16 protein-coding genes are annotated in these 20,345 nt (G+C 41.2%); 9 read left to right on the forward strand and 7 right to left on the reverse strand.

Annotated features, from left to right (window positions below; genetic code table 11):
• The first annotated feature begins 98 nt into the window (after positions 1-98).
• On the forward strand, positions 99-1,766 hold the full coding sequence (locus FKN16_RS10055; protein WP_170902600.1) for an AAA family ATPase: 1,668 nt from the start codon (positions 99-101) through the stop codon (positions 1,764-1,766).
• Positions 1,759-2,814, forward strand: coding sequence for a hypothetical protein (locus tag FKN16_RS10060; protein WP_170902601.1), 1,056 nt, complete (start codon positions 1,759-1,761; stop codon positions 2,812-2,814). Before FKN16_RS10055 ends, FKN16_RS10060 begins: the two co-directional genes overlap by 8 nt.
• A 126-nt stretch (positions 2,815-2,940) precedes the next feature.
• Here FKN16_RS10060 and FKN16_RS10065 read toward each other — a convergent pair.
• A protein-coding gene (locus FKN16_RS10065) for an IS3 family transposase (protein ID WP_249370531.1) occupies positions 2,941-4,073 on the reverse strand; the annotation gives its coding sequence in 2 pieces (ribosomal slippage) (positions 2,941-3,821 and positions 3,821-4,073; 1,134 coding nt in all).
• 239 nt (positions 4,074-4,312) lie between these two features.
• Here FKN16_RS10065 and FKN16_RS10070 point away from each other — a divergent pair.
• Positions 4,313-5,221 (forward strand): DUF2326 domain-containing protein, encoded by a 909-nt coding sequence (locus FKN16_RS10070; protein ID WP_249370532.1) that lies wholly within the window; start codon positions 4,313-4,315, stop codon positions 5,219-5,221.
• Between the two features lie 371 nt (positions 5,222-5,592).
• On the opposite strand, the gene FKN16_RS10075 is transcribed toward FKN16_RS10070, so the two are convergent.
• Positions 5,593-7,143: a PAS domain-containing methyl-accepting chemotaxis protein gene (locus FKN16_RS10075; protein WP_170902602.1), complete on the reverse strand. Its 1,551-nt coding sequence runs from the start codon at positions 7,141-7,143 to the stop codon at positions 5,593-5,595.
• Positions 7,144-7,427: 284 nt separating this feature from the next.
• On the opposite strand from FKN16_RS10075, the gene modF reads away from it, so the two are divergent.
• Positions 7,428-8,882, forward strand: a complete 1,455-nt coding sequence (modF, locus tag FKN16_RS10080; RefSeq protein ID WP_170902603.1) for a molybdate ABC transporter ATP-binding protein ModF — start codon at positions 7,428-7,430, stop codon at positions 8,880-8,882.
• Here modF and FKN16_RS10085 read toward each other — a convergent pair.
• Entirely contained in the window at positions 8,870-10,342 is a 1,473-nt protein-coding gene (locus tag FKN16_RS10085) for an EAL domain-containing protein (protein WP_170902604.1), read from the reverse strand. The two genes, modF and FKN16_RS10085, sit on opposite strands and share 13 nt — an antisense overlap.
• Before the next feature lie 348 nt (positions 10,343-10,690).
• Between FKN16_RS10085 and FKN16_RS10090 the strand changes: the two genes are divergently transcribed.
• The 3 genes from FKN16_RS10090 to FKN16_RS10100 all read left to right on the forward strand — a co-directional run bounded on the left by FKN16_RS10090 (position 10,691) and on the right by FKN16_RS10100 (position 15,605).
• Positions 10,691-11,425 (forward strand): IclR family transcriptional regulator, encoded by a 735-nt coding sequence (locus tag FKN16_RS10090; RefSeq protein ID WP_005391048.1) that lies wholly within the window; start codon positions 10,691-10,693, stop codon positions 11,423-11,425.
• A gap of 6 nt (positions 11,426-11,431) precedes the next feature.
• Entirely contained in the window at positions 11,432-12,271 is an 840-nt protein-coding gene (locus FKN16_RS10095) for an arginase family protein (RefSeq protein WP_005391051.1), read from the forward strand.
• Between the two features lie 307 nt (positions 12,272-12,578).
• Positions 12,579-15,605: a DUF6701 domain-containing protein gene (locus FKN16_RS10100; RefSeq protein WP_170902605.1), complete on the forward strand. Its 3,027-nt coding sequence runs from the start codon at positions 12,579-12,581 to the stop codon at positions 15,603-15,605.
• 63 nt (positions 15,606-15,668) lie between these two features.
• Here FKN16_RS10100 and FKN16_RS10105 read toward each other — a convergent pair whose 3' ends face one another.
• From FKN16_RS10105 to pcp, 4 genes are all read right to left on the reverse strand, one after another.
• Positions 15,669-16,961: a DEAD/DEAH box helicase gene (locus FKN16_RS10105; RefSeq protein WP_005386186.1), complete on the reverse strand. Its 1,293-nt coding sequence runs from the start codon at positions 16,959-16,961 to the stop codon at positions 15,669-15,671.
• A 170-nt stretch (positions 16,962-17,131) separates the two neighbouring features.
• Complete coding sequence (locus FKN16_RS10110) at positions 17,132-18,118, reverse strand: GTP-binding protein (protein ID WP_170902606.1); 987 nt, start codon at positions 18,116-18,118, stop codon at positions 17,132-17,134.
• A 63-nt stretch (positions 18,119-18,181) separates the two neighbouring features.
• Complete coding sequence (locus FKN16_RS10115) at positions 18,182-18,445, reverse strand: hypothetical protein (protein WP_005391057.1); 264 nt, start codon at positions 18,443-18,445, stop codon at positions 18,182-18,184.
• A 197-nt stretch (positions 18,446-18,642) separates the two neighbouring features.
• Complete coding sequence (gene pcp, locus FKN16_RS10120) at positions 18,643-19,281, reverse strand: pyroglutamyl-peptidase I (RefSeq protein WP_170902607.1); 639 nt, start codon at positions 19,279-19,281, stop codon at positions 18,643-18,645.
• A 288-nt stretch (positions 19,282-19,569) separates the two neighbouring features.
• On the opposite strand from pcp, the gene FKN16_RS10125 reads away from it, so the two are divergent.
• The gene (locus tag FKN16_RS10125; protein WP_005375646.1) at positions 19,570-19,818 is read left to right on the forward strand and encodes a hypothetical protein; all 249 of its coding nucleotides are present in this window, start codon (positions 19,570-19,572) and stop codon (positions 19,816-19,818) included.
• Between the two features lie 308 nt (positions 19,819-20,126).
• The gene (locus FKN16_RS10130) at positions 20,127-20,339 is read left to right on the forward strand and encodes a cold-shock protein (protein ID WP_005375644.1); all 213 of its coding nucleotides are present in this window, start codon (positions 20,127-20,129) and stop codon (positions 20,337-20,339) included.
• Positions 20,340-20,345: the final 6 nt, after the last annotated feature.

Genomic DNA, 20,345 nt, shown 5'->3' on the forward strand with positions numbered 1-20,345 from the left:
CCATAACCAATCAAACCAATAAATTGAATTAATCGATTTGATTAATGAAATTTAAGTTTATAATAGGAAAATCAATATGAATGAGATGTTCTAACAGTATGGAATTAGCATTTATCTGGGTTGAGAAATTTAATAGTCTGGTCGATTTTTCACTTAATCTTAGTAACAAACATAAATACAACTATAACAAAGAACTTAACTCTTTAGAGCGCAGTGAAGAACTATCATTACCAGAAAATTTTTTTGGTGATGGTGTAACATCTGTAACTGGTATTTTTGGAAAAAATGGCTCTGGTAAGACAAACTGCCTAAAGTTGATTGGTACGGTTATGTCAAGAGCACGATCTAGAATTAAATCTAATTTTATCGTGGTTGTTGATGGCAATGATGGGCCATTAATTTATTGTAGGGTTACAGGGAAGGATAGACTTGGACCAACAAATAACTTTAATGGAAGAGTTGTTGAGTATAAGGATGAAATTCCAGGATTAAATACTGTTTTTTTATCAAATACATTTGATAGCTCGGATATGGGGTTTGATAAAAAAATACTAAACCTTTCTATTAATAACAGAGCTAAGTCGGGAAACGAGTTTTTAGAAATTTTTGAATTTCTTTCTAACAAAGAAGTAGGAGATGGTTTTTCTATTCCTACTGAAATAGGTGTCACAATTAGGCCGTTAAAAAATAGAGGTCAAAAATTTATTGCTAGTTCTTTTGATGAAGATTTCTTTAATAACAATGAAAATGACATAATGGAATTAGCAGATAGGTATGACAGATTAATTAAGAGGGTAAACAATAGAATTAAGAAAAAAATTCTGCCGATTTATATTCCTTTTGTTATTGTCTTTAACGAGTTTTTCGACCTATTAAAGGATGGAAGTAATGGAGATATAGATAATCGTGGTCGTTTCAATATCTTGAATGATTTATTGAAATTACTAGAGGTTGAATCTATTTCTACTAATGCTATAAGAAAAGCGTTTATGGACATGTTAAATACAAGTCCACTTGATTCAAAAAATGTAAACATTAGAAAATCAAATAGAGAATTTGCTTATAAATTAATAGATGATGTTGAATATCTTGATAATTATTTTAAAAGCAATCCGAATATTCTAGAAAAAGTAGACTACTCTGGGATAAGCGGTTTTAGGTTTACATTGGTACCTGACTTCCATGATTCAAAAATGATAAGAGACATTTCAGTTATTTCTAAATATAGTAAGCCTGTTTTCCTTGATATGAGTAGTGGTCAGAAAGCTATAATTGGTATTTTATCGTCTATATATTCTCAAATAAAAACTAGGAGAAATGATACTCTTATTATGCTTGATGAGGCAGATTTGTATTTGCATCCTGAATGGCAACTTTTATTTATGAAGAAAATGGTGGAGATATTATCAATAATAAATAAAAGTAGTATTCAATTGATCGTGACAAGTCACTCTCCATTGATAATGACGGATTTTCCTAAACGATGTTTAATATTACTAAAATGCAAAAATAAGTTAACTAGAATTGATAATAATGAATTTAATCCTTTTGGGGCAAATTTGTATGATCTGTATTCACAAGGATTTTTCTTAAAGGAAAGTAAAGTTGGAGCACTAGCTTATGAGAAAATAATATCTTTACTTACAGAGGTAAAAGAAAATCCTATTGGTAGCCCTCTTAGTGAAAGCTTCTATCAAACATTAGAACTAATTTCTGATGAAGTAAGTAAAGTGCAAATAAAGAAATTGGCTAAATACTATGATTAAGATATCCAATTCATGCCTCGTTGATAAGTCATCAGATAAACTAGATGAAATATCAAGATATCATCTTAGTAGAGTCAACCCCTTAAAGAGGGATGGTACTCCTCATCAAAATTCATTGTCGAGCCGATTGATAAATGCGAAAAGAAAGTTTTTATCGGATGGGTATTTGGTCGAACACTGTGCGGGTGATGTCGAGCATCAAAAAAGGCTAGGTGATTTTGTAGACTATTTTTTGTCAAACAACATGCTAGGGTTGGAAAGAGTCATTCTATCTACTCCTTTAGAATTTAATACTATCATTGCTGAAATTGAAGGTATACTTACCCCTGAAGACTGGCATTCTGAAAATGGGAATAAAACGGATTTTTATAATACCATTTCTGATGATGTTTTTACATATAACAACTATAGACAATCAAAAGGCTGCATTGATACATATAAAAAATTGCTTGGGGAACAGGCTCAGTGCTTTTACTGCAATAATAATAAGCTTGATATAGTAGGTTATGAGAATGGTATTGAAAAGTTATTCTTAGATTTAGACCATTTTTACTTAAAAAGTAAATATCCATACTTAGCTTTATCTTTTTTTAATCTAATACCTTGCTGTGGTCTATGTAACTCAACAGTTAGAGGAAATGTTGATTTTAACACAGAAACTCATATTAATCCCTATGAGAACTGTTTTGATTCAGAATATTCATTTATATTAGATCCTGAAGAAATAGTTAAACTAAATCTAGGAGCTGATAGCCCATTTACTAGCATACGCATAGTACAATCTTCCGACTCTATACGTTTAAATGACCGAACAATTGATGATTTACGCTTGATTGAACGTTACAGGAATGAAATCCCTATAATCAATAGTTTATCAATGAAATATAGGAAGCTAAGACATCTAAGAGATTTGGATTTGGAATCTTTTGACATAACCATTCATGGCTACAAGTATAGCGAAATTCCAAAAGACCCTGGATTTATACCAAGAATTCAAATGGCAAAGCTCAAGAGAGATATAATAGCTCAGCTTTCAGAAGAGGAATGAAAGCTATAGCTTCTGTTATGCAGTAATAACTTGGGAAATATCGAACTGATATGCTCCACTTCTGTACTATTAGGTGAAGCTTCATGTGACAGTGGTGGTTGAGCCTCTGTGACCTGCCCCCGAGAACTAATCCAAAACTTCATTAGTAATGCTTGTTAAATTACCGCTGTTTCGTGCCTTTCTTGTTGTCGCTGCAAACTCAGAAGGAGTTAAGTAACCCAGAGCTGAGTGGGGGCGATTTTCATTGTAATCCATTCGCCAGAGGCTGATTAGGTCACGAGCATGACTCAAATCCTTAAACCAGTGCTCGTTTAAACATTCATCTCTGAACTTACCATTAAAACTTTCAATATAAGCATTTTGTGTCGGTTTTCCTGCTTGGATTAATTTTAAAATCACACCATGCTGATAAGCCCATTGGTCAAGCGCTTTCCCTGTAAATTCTGGGCCTTGATCCGTTCGAATTGCTTCTGGATAACCTCGAAACGCAGCGATAGACTCCAGCGTGATCACAACTTCATCCCCTGAGATCCCCGTAGCTACAGGAATATCTAGGCACTCCTTTGTGTAGTCATCCACAATCGTCAGGCATTTAATCCGTCTGCCGTTACTGAGCGCATCCATCACAAAGTCCATAGACCAAGTGTGATTTGGTACTGAAGGAAGCAAGAGTGGCTCTCGCTCAACACACTGTGATTTTCTACGTCTCCGTTTGCTGACCGTTAAGCCTAATTCGCAGTACAAGCGATAAACTCGCTTATGGTTAACATCAAAACCTTCTCGCCTCAGAAGGCGATGGATTCGACGATAACCAAATCGACGTCGCTCCAATGCCAGTTCTTTTATACGAGCATGAAGCTTCTCATCCTCGCGATTAGCTTGAGGTTGATATCGCAGTGACGCGCGTTGAATACCGACGAGCAGACAGGCTCTGCGTTCTGAAAGTTGGGTGCCTTTCTGAATGACTTTAACAGCCTTGCGCTTGTCCTCGACGGTCAGTACTTTTGGCTAAGAGCAATTTTCAGGGCTTCTGCATCCAGTAATGTTTCAGCCAGCAACTTTTTGAGTCGAGCATTTTCGTCTTCCAGTGCTTTAAGCCGACGGGCTTCAGAAACATCCAGTCCCGCGTATTTTTTACGCCATGTATAGAAAGTCGCATCCGATATCCCATGCTTGCGGCAAAGCTCTCGGGCGGGGATACCTGCTTCCGCTTCCTTTAGAATGGCAATGATTTGTTGTTCATTGAATCGCTTTTTCATGTTCATCATCTCCTTGGTTGGATGAACATTACTAAGTGTAGACTGGACTAGATTACGGGGAGCAGGTCAATCTAAAAGCGTTCAATAGTGTCATTTCTCAAGATAAGATTGTTGGTTCAGTATCCAAAATAAAGAAAGATATTACTAAATTAGAAAAATCTTTATTATCATCCGAGAAAGGTATCGACAAGCTAGAGATCATTTCTAAAATTAATAGGATTGATGACGAACAAAACTCATTGTCTGATGAGATTCTTTCATTAGATTTGAAAATCAAAAACATCTATAAAACCAATGAAATACTAAAGACCAATGAGCAGCATCATTTGCTTGATGAGCTGAGATCAATCTATGAGTATGCATCGGTAAAAATAGAATCTACTCTTGATGATTATGAACAAGCACTCTCCTTCCATAACCATCTTTTGAATACCAAACGAGAGTTTGTTTCCCTGGGGCTAGATAAGCTGCAACAAAAGCATGAACAAGCAACTATCAAGTTTGGTCAACTGAAAAATCAGAAACAGATGCTTTTTGATGATCTTAAGTCAAAAAAGAAAATAGAAGAGATATCAGACACGATGAAGGAAATCGGTGCACTTGATAAAGAGTTAGCCAAACTAACAGCGATCATCGAGAAAAAAAATGATATTGATTCGAAACTGATACTTGAGAAACAAAGATTAGCTGAGTTGGCTAGTGAGTTGGAAACAGAACTGAGCAATGTAACCTCATTTGAAGAAAAATATATCGAAAACTTCAAAGTCTACACTCGTGATTTCTATGGTGTTGAGTACAACTTTAGTCTTCACCTAGACCAAGAAAAAGGTGAATGTTCCCCACATGTTGACGATGTAGAATCAAACAATGAGGGTGGATTGAAGAGACTCGAAGTTGTAACGTTTGATCTAGCATACATCAAGACAGTTTGTGATATGCAAGCATTGAGGCCTAACTTTGTACTACACGATTCCATTGATGAAATCGACATACAACACGTTCGTAAAATGTTTGATGAATCAATTCAACTCTCGGGACAACATATTGTCTCAATGCTGTCTGATAAGCTAGAACAAGAAGATTATCTTAAGTATAAACAGCACATCATCATGGAGCTATCTCAAGACAATAAGTTCTTTAAACTCTAAGCTCAAAACACTACCAAAACAGGTTCCTGTTTTGGTAGTTTATCGTCCTGTTCCATGAAGTGCTATATAGGCTTAACATAACCCAAAGCATCTCAGATTTCGGCAGGCTCATATTCTAAGAGTCGTCTTATCCAGTTTGTTTTGTATTACAATAAACTATGTAAATACAGTAAGTTGCCAGTTCCCATATTCGTCCCACTCTCTCCGCCACTTATTTAGAAAGCTCGCATTTATTGCGAGCTTTCGTCGTTTTAGCTCTTACAAAAACGAGATTTAGAAATCCTCGCTCGTAAACGAATCCAGCACTTCACTATATTCCAGTTAAAAGCCCGCCAATTTTTAGCGGGCTTTTAACTTCGATTTTCTAAAGTTTAAGCAAACTTCTTAATCATTTCAGACAGGTCATTGGTGCAATTTTGCACTTTGGTGTTCATATGATTCGTTTCAGTCATCAGTTCATACGATTCACTGTACTTTAAGTTAAGCGACTGGATGTTTTCGTTAATCTCATCCGTTACGTAAACCTGTTCTTCTATCGCTACCGCAATTTGTTGATTTCGCTCGACTACATCCTGAACGAGAGATTGCAGCTGTTGGATGCTCTCTAAAGCCGTGCCTAATAATGTTACCGTTCCAGTCGACATTTCATTGCCTTTCTCTAGCGCAGAAACCGCTGATTTACTGCCCTTTTGAATCCCTTCAATGGCCGCTTTAATTTCTGTTGTCGATTCCTGTGTTCTTTTAGCAAGGGTTCTCACTTCATCCGCAACGACTGCAAACCCTCTCCCTTGTTCGCCTGCCCTCGCCGCTTCAATTGCTGCATTCAACGCTAATAAGTTGGTTTGTTCAGCAATATCATTGATCACTTCAACAACAGTTCCTATTTGCTCGGTTTGTTGGTTCAAACGCATGACCACTTTAGAGATTTCGCCGAGCTCATCCACCAGCTCTAGTACCGAGTGGTTAACATTATCTATAACGCTACGGCTATCTATCATCGTGTTCTGCGCTTCTAGCGTAGCATCGGCAGTCGCTTGAGCATTATTTGATATCTCAGATGATGAGGCTTGCATCTCGTTGACCGCTGTAGCGACCGAGTCGATCTCTACTTTCTGTGCACTCAAGTTTTCCGTCACTTGCTGGCTATTAGTCGCAGCACTGTTGGCACTTGCACGCGTTTCTTCGCAAGAGTCTTTTACAGACACCCCGACTCGCCCTAATAGCGCATCTGCAAATTGCTTACGCATCTTCATACCCAGCTCAATTTCAGCCAGATCGTTAATTTTTCCGCAATAAATATACTCCATTAGTGGATTGTTGAAGTCTTGCCTAGCCTGTCTAGCAAGCTTCTCAACTGGCCTGGTTAATACATAAATTGAGAACACGGAAATTAATGCAGCAATGCCAAAGGCCACCGCTGGTGATTGGTTCATTTGTAGAGTTAGCAAGCCAAGAAGGTTGGAAATGAAAAGAAAGAAGGCTGATCTCATCCACAAACGCGTACGAGGAAGATACATTTGCAATGGTTTACCGTTATTCCGAAGCTTTGAATACGCTTTTTCCGCTCGTTGAACATGTATACGCTCAGGTTTAAATCGAACCGATTGGTATTCAACAACTTCACCATTGGATTTGATAGGAGAAGCAAACGCATCAACCCAATAATACCCTCCGTTTTTACGTCGGTTTTTCACCATTCCCATCCAGTGTTTTCCGGCTTTTAGGTGCGTCCATAAATCTTTAAAAGCCTGTTTCGGCATGTCTGGGTGGCGTACAACATTGTGAGGCTTACCGATAAGTTCACCATCATCAAACCCCGCGACTTCATTAAAGTTTTCACTGGCATATTTGATATAGCTGGACGTATCGGTGATAGAAACTAGGCTGTAACTCGAAGGGTAATCATATTCCGTTTCACTCATAAACATGTGTCCTTACATTGATTAATTAAATAAACGGCAAGTATGAGTGTAGCAGCATAACATTTATGCGCATAATGATAAGCTCATTGTAAAATTCAATAAAATTACTGATAGGTCAATTTATTACCTGCAAACATAGTGGCGGTTTCACTCTCAAATAGCACTACCCTTGAGTGCTCACAAGATGCTGCATTGATTAAAATTAATACACAAAAGCGCTTCCTTACTGAGTTCGTAAATTGTTATAAATACACGATTACAACGAAAACAAGGAAGACAAACATATGACTATTCGTTTTAGTCAGCTTGCCGCTCAAGGGAACACGGCTCACCTATTTATTGACGATTGGAAAATAGACACTCAGCAATCTTGGGGAATATTCAGCGCGGATGGGGATATTGGATCTCTACTTGGAGACCTTATTTGTGGTGAACTTTCACCAATAAGCGGGAAACTTGAGCTTGATGGGCTGTCCGTTGCTCAAGTGTCGTTATCAGAGCAACAGCGATTACTGGAAAGAGAATTAGAAAAGGACGATACAGACTTTCTTGATCGTATCGACCAAGGCAGTACCGTTTACTCACTCATTCAGGAGCGCAGCCAAGACGCTAATTTAATAGATCAGCTGATTACCGATCTAGACCTAACTCACCTTAAACACAGTGGCTTTCGTGTTCTCTCTACTGGGGAAACAAGACGAGTGATGCTAGCTCGCGCTTTAGCAACACAGCCTGATTTGTTACTGCTAGATAACCCATTTACTGGTTTAGATATTGCCCATCGAGCAGCTCTCGCTCACTATTTACACTCGCTTTCTCAAACCGTACAGCTACTGGTCACCTTCTCTCGCGAGTCTGATATACCTGAGTGGATTGATCGCGTTGCGCTTTTCAGTGCAGGAAAGCTGGACAGTACGATGGATAAATCCAGTTGGGATAATCATCCAATCATTGAACAAATTAAATCTCAGTCCGAGCAACAGAGTGAAGAAATGATGAACTTGATACGTCAGCATCAGCACTCGACACACTTCGACAACCCAATATTTAAACTAACAAATGGGTCTGTTGAATACACTGATAAGAAGATCTTTACTGACTTAAACTGGCGAATAGACAAAGGTCAGCATTGGCAGATCAAAGGCCCAAATGGCTGTGGGAAGAGCACCTTGCTTGGGTTAATCTTTGGTGATCATCCTCAGTGCTACAGCAATGACATTGATATCTTTGGTAAAAAGCGAGGGTCTGGCGAGACAATCTGGGAAATTAAGCAGCACATAGGTATGGTATCTTCAGCGTTACACCTTCAATACCGCGTTAACTGCAGTGCGCTAGACGTGATTTTGTCCGGTTTTTACGACTCCATAGGGTTGTATAACCAACCCACTCGTAAAGAAGTGGACATCGCAAACGAATGGCTCGACATCCTACATATGAGCCAATACCGAAAAACCTCATTCAAACAATTAGAGTATGGTCAACAGCGCCTGTTGTTGATTGCAAGAGCCATCGTTAAACAACCAACATTACTGATTTTGGACGAGCCATATCAAGGGTTAGATTTTCTTGGTAGGCGTTTAGTTAAGAATACACTTGAGCTCATCGCCCGAGAGAATTTAAGCCAGCTATTGTATGTATCTCATTACCAAGAAGACCGCTTGGATAGCATCAAGAATGAGTTAGAGTTTGTTTTTGATGACAATGACCAATGTTATCGGGCTAACGTTTACCAATCATAATGACTTCGCTGAGCAAGTTGATCATAAGGTAAAGGCTTGGAGTAAAAATATCCTTGATGATATCGCACTCCCATCTTTTTCAAATGGTCGGCTTGCGCCGTTGTTTCTACACCTTCAGCGATGAGTTGTACTTTTAGCTCTTCCGCAAAGTGAACAATAGCTTTTAAAACAGAAGCACTAAGGCTAGGTATGCCAATAGTTTCGACAAAACACTTATCGATTTTTAGGTAATCAATACGCATGTGCTGCAGAAACGCCAGCGAGGTTTGACCGGTACCAAAATCGTCGATTAACACATCAATGCCATGTACTCGCAGCGCTGCAATGCACTTTCTGGCTTCAGCATCAATGAGTTGACGTTCTGTTATCTCTATGCCTAATGAGACGTTATTTCGACATAACTTCCTGTCAATGAGTTGAATCTTTCTAATCGCGTTTGGCCCAACTAAGTAACCGGGCGGCACATTAATACCAAGGTGAACAGACTGATTAAAGTCTAATTTACTAAAGTCTTCTGCCGCTTTATCGAGAACGTAATCCGTGAGCAAAAAGACCAATCCACTTTGCTCCGCCGCTGGCACAAACTCATCAGGAGAAATGAACCCTTTATTCTGATGTTCCCATCGCACTAGGGCTTCAAAACCAAATAGTTGACCAGTATCGACGTTAATCTGGGGCTGGTAATACAGAGTCAACTCGCCTTTCTTTATGGCTTTCTTTAAATCTAAGACCAAGCTTCGATGAGGATCGATAAATTTATTTAACGCATATAAGCAAAGATAGATAACAAAAATGATTGGAATTGAATACAAAAAATAGGAAAGTGTTCTTTGTTTGACAAATAGATCGCTAGCTTCACTCAAAGCTTCATATTCAAACATTTGCGACGATTTGATGCCAATAGGGTTACTTCCCGTTCTCAACGCTTCTTCAGGTGCAACTTGGTCATGGATAAATAAGGCAGAGCGTTTTAAACGTAAATCGTTATTAAATCCTATCTTCGCATTAAAGTAGTCATGATCAATAATCGTCACCGCTTGATAACCTCGCTCTCCTTCGGTCACGACGAGCAAAAATTGGTCATATACACTATCCACGTTTCCCAGTGCTAACGCTTGTCCCTCAGGAAATGTAATGTGCTCGGCTAACGGCTTAGAAATTACGCCCAGTTTAGAAGAACACGTAATGATCCCATCTTTTACAATCAGCATTTCTTCGATATCTCGTTCAAACATCAAGTTTTGCTGAAGCTCTTCACATCGTCTAGGATGCAACAAAGCCGTGCGGTTTTCGGTCTCTATTTGGAATAAAATTTCGTCTGCGATTTGAACATTTTTTTCTAATAGATGGTTGAGGTTGTTTTGCACGCTTTCACGAGCTAAATACAAGACTTCGCCAACAATCAAAGGAATGGGCAACAAAAAAATGATGGCTTTTTTAAAAAGCGCCTTATTCAGCATATAAAAGTAACCTTTTATAAAACCGATTTACTGATATGGTATCTGGATTCTGATACCCACTAGCAACTCTCGTTTATAATATTATTTATTTAGATTAACTCAGTATGCGAAACACTTAGTAATACCGCAAACTAAACAATGCCTTAATCCCTCCTGTTCCAATTTAGCATCAAACGACTCAAACCTGAGACGTCAATACGACATCATTTTTGAGCCTATCGGTACCGAGGCAAGCCCTCAGTCGTCAAATTCTCACTCTACGAGAATTACCCATTAAAATTATTTTTCTTTTCTCAGTGATTAAGAATTATATTTGTCGTAATTCATATAACACGTTACAACACTCTCATGACGACAAACAAAGCTAATGCGAACCAGGTAAACGAAAAAGCACTGCAGTTGTTAATGCAAGTTGCAGTTAGTCCATTCCCAGTCTCTGCGAAAACGCTAAGCGAGCAATTGAACGTTCCTTTGAGCAGTCTCTACCGACACTTGAAGCTGCTCAAAGAGTGGAACTTGATTGAAGAAAGCGTACACGACAAGACATTTGTCGTTGGCCCGGCAGCATTGCTGCTCATGCATAGCTATGAGACCGCACAGCATGGTTTAGATATGGTCGAAACCATACTGGCTCGGTTGGTACAACAAACAGGGGAAATGGCCGCTTATATGGTACCTGCAGGGTATCGCGCGCTTTGTGTCAGACAAAAAGAAAGTATGCAGGCGCTGCGTTGCAGCTTCGTCCAGGGTCAAAGTCAACCTCTGCTACGTGGTGCCTCATCTAAAGTGATGCTCGCTTTTATGCCTCAAAGTCGATGCGAGAAAATCTTGAGATACTTTAATCAAGATCACCGACGAGACGAATGGGAACAAGAGCTCACAACCATCCGTAAACACGGATATGCCGTCAGTACTTCAGAAATTGACCCGGGTGTTTCTGGCATCAGTGCACCAGTGATGAAAGGAAGCAAACTGATCGGCGCGGTCTCGGTGATGGCTCCGGCCCACCGAGTCGAAAAGGATAAGCAGCGCATTATTTTGCATGTGTTGCAAGCGGCAAGGGCACTACCACCAGAAAGGTAATTCATCATGTTAAGCTTTTTCAAACGCTATAAACTCCACCACACCGTGAAACAGCCGCAGCATTACCCTTTTTCTTTTATGACAGTGTGTGAGTATTTGCCCCCCATGTCTAAGGGCGCGTTTGAATTAGCTGATCAAAGTTTGGAAAATGCTAGCGATTGGCTATACCAACAGCATGATCATGAAACCGCTGAAAACTTTGGTCACTTCAACCACGACAAGCTGGAAAATGGGGAGTTTCAGGAAGCGTTAAGTCTTTCGCTTTCTCGTCATTCTATTCCCGTTTTAGTGACCAACTGTACCGAGGCAATCTTGTCCATGTTACCTGTGGTCGTGTCTTATCGAGACGAAGTGGGTGTGGTAAATATTGGACATGACATGAACTTGAAGCCAACACTTGAACCACGTTTAGGCTCGGCATTCCATTTTGCTCTTTCTCGCTATCAAAACGTGCGATTATTTTTTGCTGGTGTTAGCGAACAAGATACAAAGCAAGAAACGTGGGAATACGCGGAGGATCAAGGTTGTGACTGGGTAACCGATAAAGAGTTTTCTTTTCGTCATCGCAATAATGTAAAGCAGTTGATCGGCAATTACCTCGACCATTGCGACCAAATAATCCTCAGTATCGACCTTGGCTCCCTAAAAACCAAAAACAGCCTTGATGGTACCTCAGAGATTGATATCCAAATGGTTCTACGCACCATTAGGCAATGTCTGGTTGCAGGTAAAGTCAGAGCCATTCAACTCGTAGGCGATCGCGATCGTCTGGTCTATTCGAGACAAACGAAAGCCATACTAGAAGAGTTATATCAAATGGCGCCACTCATTGTTCACGCAGCCTAGGATTAAGTTCTGTTCAGAATCAGGACGCTCAAGCTACTGATTCTGAACCAACATGGTTAATTATTATCTTTTACCAACAAATAGTTACATAAATAAAGCGACTCATGTCACACTTAGCTATTGAACTAATCTCATACTTACGTTCTAATAACGCCACTATGCTTTGGTATGACATACGAAATAAAAATAGCCAAAGTTCAATAAGTAAGCGGATTAAAAACCAAAAACACCGCCGACATTTCAACTTCTGTGAGCACTTGCTCACGCTCGCTTGATGCCATCTTGTTCCACTTTTTTAGGACATTTGATGATGCGTCTTTGCAGTATTTTCGCTTCGGTTCTTGTTTTACCGCTAGCCTCACACGCCACCACTTATGACGTCAAAGATCTATCTGAGTTAGGTCAACTTTGCTCACACAAGAGTTTTAGTATCGGAAGTGATGGTACGACTTATCACTGTACAGGGAAACTAGTCCTACCCGCAGGTGACAAAATTGTCTCCTCATTACCGGAAAAAGAGATAACGCTAGAAGCAGCTCATGGCATTGTGTTAGAGGGGAACAATACGATTGGTGAACCCAATAAGCGTATCTCTCTACACGCACTCGCTACCGGATTAACGGTTAACAATGAGAAAGCTTCAAGCATTGACGATTACCAAAATAAGCACACTGTTATCTATGGTGATCTTCTATCGGCTTACCCAACAAAGCTGCATAACATTCTCATAGACGGGAATATTAAGCTAACAGGTTCGACACTTCACATTGATGGAGCGTACAACACCATTATTGGTGATATTTCGACACACAGCACGACCGATATATTCAACGCTAACGTTTGTGGCACCATTGAATCAAAAGGCCATCAATTGCATCTCAAGACGAAGAACCCTCTCCAACGACATTTCGTCGTCGGTGACATTGTGGCGCACAGTTCTCTGCTTATTGATGACATGGCGGTTTACGGCACTACTCAGACTAAAGGAGCATCTGCCGCATTGAACGGTTCGTTCTATGGCTCTACTACAGCAATTAAATACTTCCAAACATTGAACTTCAATAACGCTCCAAATCAGCCAAGTCAAGTTTGTGGTGAAATCCAACAAACGCCAGGAAGTGCACAAACGAAAGCACAAGACAACAAATACACGCAATACTGTGGATTGGGCGACACCGATTGTCACTACTCCTCTCAGGTCTGTCCGATCACCCCTCAAGATGTTCCGAATTGCAGCATGCAACCTCCATCAGAGAACGACTTCGACCTAAGCGTCACACCATCGGACGATATGGCACTGATGTGCGGCGACGATCTTCCGCAATTTACAGCAACAACAACCAATAATGGAGAAATTGTAAGCGCAGAAGTCAGTGCCGCCCTATCACACCCTGACTTGTTCACTTTAGAGGTGATCAAAGGTCAGCAGACATTAAAAGCAAACCAATTTATGTCTGACGACAATGGTGAGCTCGTTGTTCGAGTGGTCCCGAACGATATTGATACCATCGCGTTAGGTACTAACTACACGCTGACTTTCACTATGGCAGAAGACACCAGCAAGCATCAAACGGTTAGCTTTATGTTTACGCCATTTATGTTTGAGGCCTACTCAAAGACGAAAAGCGCCACTTTAAATGAAATACGCGTTATTGCAGGTAAACCAGAAAACGTGCATACGCGATTGCTGGCTTGTGCCTCCACAGGCGAACCTGTAGTGGCAAGCAACTACAATGGTACTCCTAAGGTTTTTCATCCATTGGTTCAACCATTAGGAGGAAGTGAAGGAAACTTTAGCTATTCAGCGGAATTTAAAGACGGCTTGTCTGAACATGGTCTTATCACGAACGAGTCCGGCATATTTGAAGTGACATTGTCCGATCATTTTGAATGTGAGGGATTTGAAGAGTGCCCAGAAGAAGGCAAAGTGGAAGTGAAAGGAACATTTAATGTGTACTCGCGACCATGGACACTGGCTATCTGTGACAACCAACGTGCTTTGCCTTCTGGCACCTCTGAACAAGGAGATGGGTTTATTGCCGCCGGAGAACTTTTCTCTCTAACAGTGAAGCCGATCATTTGGCAAACTGACGGCTCTGTAAGTGGTTCTGTTGAATCAGCACGTTATTGTGATGCCTCTATCACCCGTAATTTTATGCTTGATGACGCTCCAGCGGCATCCGTTGTCTTGTCGAGTGAGCAACATACGCCATCAGAGACAGCGAACCAAACCTCGAAATTGCTAAAAAGTAGTTACTCACTGGCTCAGGCGCATAATTCAGCCAAGAATGATCAATTCGTCTTTAATGGATTATATTGGGAAGAAGTCGGGAGCTTGAGAGTAAAAACAAACCTAGAAAGTAAATATCTAGGTATGACTGTTAACGAAGGCTATCGTTACATCGGTCGTTTTTACCCAAAATATTTTCAAGTGCAAGACCAAGGATGGCACTACCCACATGGCCAAACTTTTGCTTACATGAATCAACCTTTTGAAAAAGTCACTTACGATGTTGTCGCACTCAATGCGAATAAAGAAAACGTGAAGAACTACGTCCACTTTTCATCTAACCTTCAACAACATTTCGATTTAGGCGAGCTAAGCTCATACTCCGAACGGTTTTTGCCGCCTAAGCCTAAGAAGGTAGACTGGAAACTACTGGGTAGCGCGAGTGTTGGAACGTTTGTTATCGAGAAGCCCTCAACCAACGCGACTTGTAACAATAGCCCATGTTGGAAAAAGAACACAACCGATAAACAATACCCTGATGGTCCATTTAATAATGGGACTAACAGTGATATTAGCAAAATAGGTATAGTCACGACTAAAGCCGTTGATGAGGTAAACTTCTTTGATAACAGCGAAGTGCTCACACAACAACCAGATATTCGATTCGGTCGCTTGAACTTTCAAGATGTGGGTGGCAACCAAGGCATGATGATCAAAGTGCCACTTGATGTGGAAATTTGGCAAAATGGTCGATTTACGACTAACTTCGATGACAGCTCAACAACGGCGAATGGTGAATATTACTTCAGCACGCCAATTTGGTCGCATGCGCCTGCAAACAACGCCCTGCTTTCTGGCGTTGGAACGATGAGTATTGACAGGATGACCGATATCGTTGCAAGCCAAATTGACTCAGCGCGCGAGCAAATACAATTCCACCTAGATTTAGACAGCTCAGGCAATCGCATCCCTTGGCTGAAATACGACTGGGATAGCTCTACAAGTGAAGAGGAAAACCCACCCGTCATTGTTACGTTTGGTATTCACCGAGGAAACGATCGCATTATTTATCGTGGTGAACCCAATATGCTTGGCCTAAATTAACACGAAACGGCAAACAAAAAGAGCCCCTCAATTGAGGGGCTCTTTTAACACAAACTGTGTAATTTACTTTGCGCCACGACGCGCTTTCAGGCGCTTCACCATAGCAAGACGACGCTCTGCCGACCCTTGGTCTGTTGCCGACTGGTTCGGATTATTACGACGACCTTGACGATTCTTGAATGCTGGTTTTGAGTGCAGCTTTTCAATGTAAGATTCACGCTGTTTTGGTTCATAGCCTGCAAGCTCAATACGGCGAATGCGTTGCTGGATTAGATTTTCAACCTGAACCACCGTGAGCTCTTCATCTCGGTTTACAAATGAAACAGCATGACCTTGTTTACCTGCACGGCCCGTACGACCAATTCGGTGAACGTAATCTTCCGCTAGGAAAGGCATGTCATAGTTCACAACGTGAGGTAAGTCTTCAATATCTAGACCTCGAGCAGCGACATCGGTAGCCACCATGACACGTGCTTTACCGGACTTAAACTCTTCTAGCGCACGACGACGAGCACTTTGAGCACGGTCACCATGACAAACCACCGCTTTGATACCATCAAGTTTCAGCTCTTTTACCACTTCGTTTGCGGTCTCTTTATAGTTCACAAATACCAACACTTGTTTCCAGTTTTTGCGACCAATTAGCTCTGAAAGCAGTTCCGTTTTTCTCTCTTGATCAACTGGATATAGCACGTGAGCAACTGTTTGTGCCGTAGTATTTGCACGCTCTACTTCGATACGTTTTGGTTTACGCAGAATGTCTTTCGCTAACAGATTTAGCTGGCTTGAAGTCGTTGCCGAAAACATCATGATTTGCGGATCTGTATCCACATCCAGCATGATCTTACGAACTGCATGAATAAAGCCCATATCCAAGATACGGTCTGCTTCATCAAACACCAAAAACTCTAAGTGCGCCACCGAGACATTACCTTGTTCGATGTGCTCTTCCAATCGACCAGGTGTAGCCACAAGGATATCAACACCATTTTCCAGTGCCGCAACCTGAGAAGACATTTTACGGCCACCGAAAATCGCCGCCACCGACAGATTGGTGTACTTCGTGTAAGCTTTGATGTTGTCAGCAATTTGTTCAGCAAGCTCGCGAGTTGGAGCCAAGATAAGTGCACGAGCAGTCTTACGAGAAGCGCTACGGTTACTGTCTAACAACTGCTGAATCATAGGCAGAGAAAACGCAGCCGTTTTACCAGTACCTGTTTGTGCTGTAGCGAAAATATCATGGCCTTTGCGAGCCATTGGAATCGCCTTCTGTTGAATTGGCGTTAACTTTTCATAACCGCATTCTGCCAGTGCTTTAACCACTTCTGGCGCAAAACCTTGAGATGAAAATGACATTGAGCGTATTCCTTAAACAAACCACTAAAAATAGCTTTAAAAATTTAGCCGTGCACTATACCCGAATTTGAGTGATTTATCTCACTTTTCTCATTGAAACGCTACCAAAGCAAAAACGGCGAACGCAGACAGATTGCAGGCTCACCGTTTCCGTTTAATATTTGTTCGATTTAACGCTTAATGCCAGACAGCTGAAGGAGAATTTGCTCAAGCTCATCCCATGGCAACAGCTGAGAATCTATCACTTCTAATCGTGATTCAAACCCTTCTAAGCTGATTTCATTCACCGACACGACTCGGTTGGCAACATTAAACGCGTAACACCCCTGATCCGTGTTGACCACCGCTTTAACACGTTCAGCCGTTAAGTCCGAAAGCATTGAGAAGAGTTTATCAAAATCAAACGTGTACTCTGCCCCAAACAACCACCCGCAACTAAAATACCCTTGCCCTTTCTTCTCTTTACGCACAAAGGCTTCACCTGGCGGCAACTGGAATTGAGGCTCTTGGTGAGCATGGTCATGATGATGTGACTCGATATGGGAAGAAGCGCTGCCGTAAACCCGTTCGATATCCAAGACTTCTATCGGTAACTCACCATCATGAATAAGCTTACTGAATACTTTTGAGGGAGATTGGTCCGTCACCCAGTCATTAAACACATCAATGTCGTGACTGGTACAAAGGTCAACCTTACTGCCTATAACCACATCTGCGCTGTCTAACTGGTCCACGAAATTTTGGTTAGAAAGGTACTTTTCATCACTTAAGTTACGCGGATCAACCAGAGCGATCGTCGCTTTTAGATCAACGTAAGGTTCATACTGTTCTGAGGTAAGCGTCGCGATAACCTGTTTTGGATGACCAAGGCCTGTCGGCTCAATCAATAAACGGTCCGGTTTTTGGCGCAGTAACGCGGTAATACCGACCGACATTGGCACGCCCGCCGTACAACACATACAGCCACCCGGCACTTCTTTAATCAGCGCACCTTGGTCGGTCATCAATGCACCGTCGATGCCAATCTCACCAAATTCATTGACCAAAACCGCCCAGTTTTCGTTTTCCGGTTTGTTCTTCAGTAGATTTAAAATCGTGGTCGTTTTACCGACACCCAAAAATCCGGTCAGTATGTTGGTTGGTACTCGATTTGACATGCTTATCTCCGACACGTTAGTGCATTAATGCTCCAGCAAAGTATACGGAGAATGTGACTCGCTTCAACGCTTTTTATCGCGCTCATCAAGCTCATTGCGTGATGCGTGGGTACACATTTTTTGAGAATGATCAGAGTGACTTATCAACTCTGAACGCTTCATATCAGAAAGATACATACTGGTGTAAATGACGCAGGTAAAAAACGCGATAATAGCGACTACGATGGGAAGAACTCCGAGCGTGTTTTCGAATTTAAGCGCAGCGATAGCCAATGCGAAAACAACGACAGAGATAAGTGCGATTGACTTACTTTTGTTGCTTTTCATGATAACTCGCCTTTCGTAAGGGTAGCCCCTAATACCTCCTGTATTAGGGAAGTGCCAGTTTGAACAACATCCAACCTGACTATTCAATGCTACTCCTTTCGCTACTTGTGAAATTTGACAAAGCTAACATTTATTACAACATCAAACGATGAACTTATTACTAGCTTTCAGACACTTAGTGGACTGTAAAACACTTACTAGCAAATCGACCCGCCGCTGACCAATATGTCGTTTTCATTGGCAATACAAACTTGAGCCACCAGCCTTAGCCCTTCGACTATCATCTCCAGAGACATGGAAGGCTGACTGCCATCTACTGCTTGTTCTGGCAATAATGGGATATGAACAAACCCATGACGAATAGGTTTGTCTTTTAGATAATGTTGGATGCCATAAAAAAGGTGGTTACATACAAATGTTCCGGCACTGTTAGAAATCTGGCTAGGTATCCCCTGCTTTTGCAGCGTTTGAACAATACGCTTTATCGGCAGTGTCGAGAAGTAAGCATCTGGGCCGTCAGCCACTACGGGTTCATCAATCGGCTGATGACCAGCGTTATCTGGTATACGAAAATCATCCACATTAATTGCGACACGCTCTGGGGTGATCGCGCCACGTCCGGCCGCTTGCCCAACGGTAATCACACAATCTGGCTGGTGCGCTTCTATTGCATCAATAACGGTATTCACTGACTCATGCCGAATCACAGGAACTGGGCAAGTAACGATCATGCCATCTTCTATTGCCGCAGCCTCTAATCGCTTGACCGCTTCTAAGGCGGGGTTAATGGCGTCACCACCAAAAGGTTCAAAACCGGTAATCAGGACTTTCTTCATAACAGCCTTTAGGAAAAGAGTTTCACAAATTATTGCACTCCCCTTCACCCCATCCAATAGCAAAAGTATTGTTGACATAAACCAGACAACATTATGTGACTCATGTCTAACCAGCGAGGGTTGTCACCTTTATTGAATCTACACAAGTTCCGGACTATGGAGACTAACTATCGATGATTAGTGGCAGGGCTTGGCTCTCTCATTACATGACTCACGCAGAAACTTGGTTTCCACGCTTAACTTAGGTAGAGTACGCGACCGCAATGCAATTCGAAGAGATTGAATACAATGAATATTGATAACCATGTAATCGAAACGATTGAAGAGTTAGAGGCATTTCTGCATTTAGTAGAAAGCGGCGCTCTGGGTCTTGAAGGTGTCACTGGCGTTGCGCTAGCCACCTCTAATACCGATGGCCGTCCATTTGTTGCCGTATTAGGAGAAAAGCACCAATTGCTCCTTGGCCGCTGGGTTTCGCAGCACGTATATGACAATGGTAAAGACATCGTTCGTAACGGCCCAACCAGAAAACACTAAGCGCTCAGCACCATCTATAACACCATACCGTCTTATTACACCAAGCGTATGCTTTGAATGCAATGCGCTTGGTGTACTTAAAAAATAAAAAAAGAAAAGGCTAGCCTTTATTAATTTTGTCGGTATACTGCACATCAGCTCTTACGGAAAGAGCTATTAATGTAATTAAAGATCAAAGTTTCTCTCAGTTCCACATCGAATTCCTCGTTTACGTTCCTGCGACAAAATAGTTATCTCTAAAATCATATAGTAGCACTTGATATTAGCTAAAAATTCAATATTTAAAACAATCAAATATAGAGGTATCTATGTCTAATAAATTAACTGGTTCAGTAAAATGGTTCAACGAAACTAAAGGTTTTGGTTTTATTTCTCAAGACAATGGCGGTGATGACGTATTCGTTCACTTCCGTTCTATTGTTTCTGAAGGCTTCAAAACTCTTACTGAAGGCCAAAAAGTATCGTTCGTTGTTGAACAAGGTAACAAAGGTTTACAAGCTGCTGAAGTAACTGCACTGTAATTCTTT

The sequence above is a fragment of the Vibrio sp. 11-4(1) genome (genome assembly GCF_013048625.1).
Lineage (GTDB): Bacteria > Pseudomonadota > Gammaproteobacteria > Enterobacterales > Vibrionaceae > Vibrio > Vibrio diabolicus.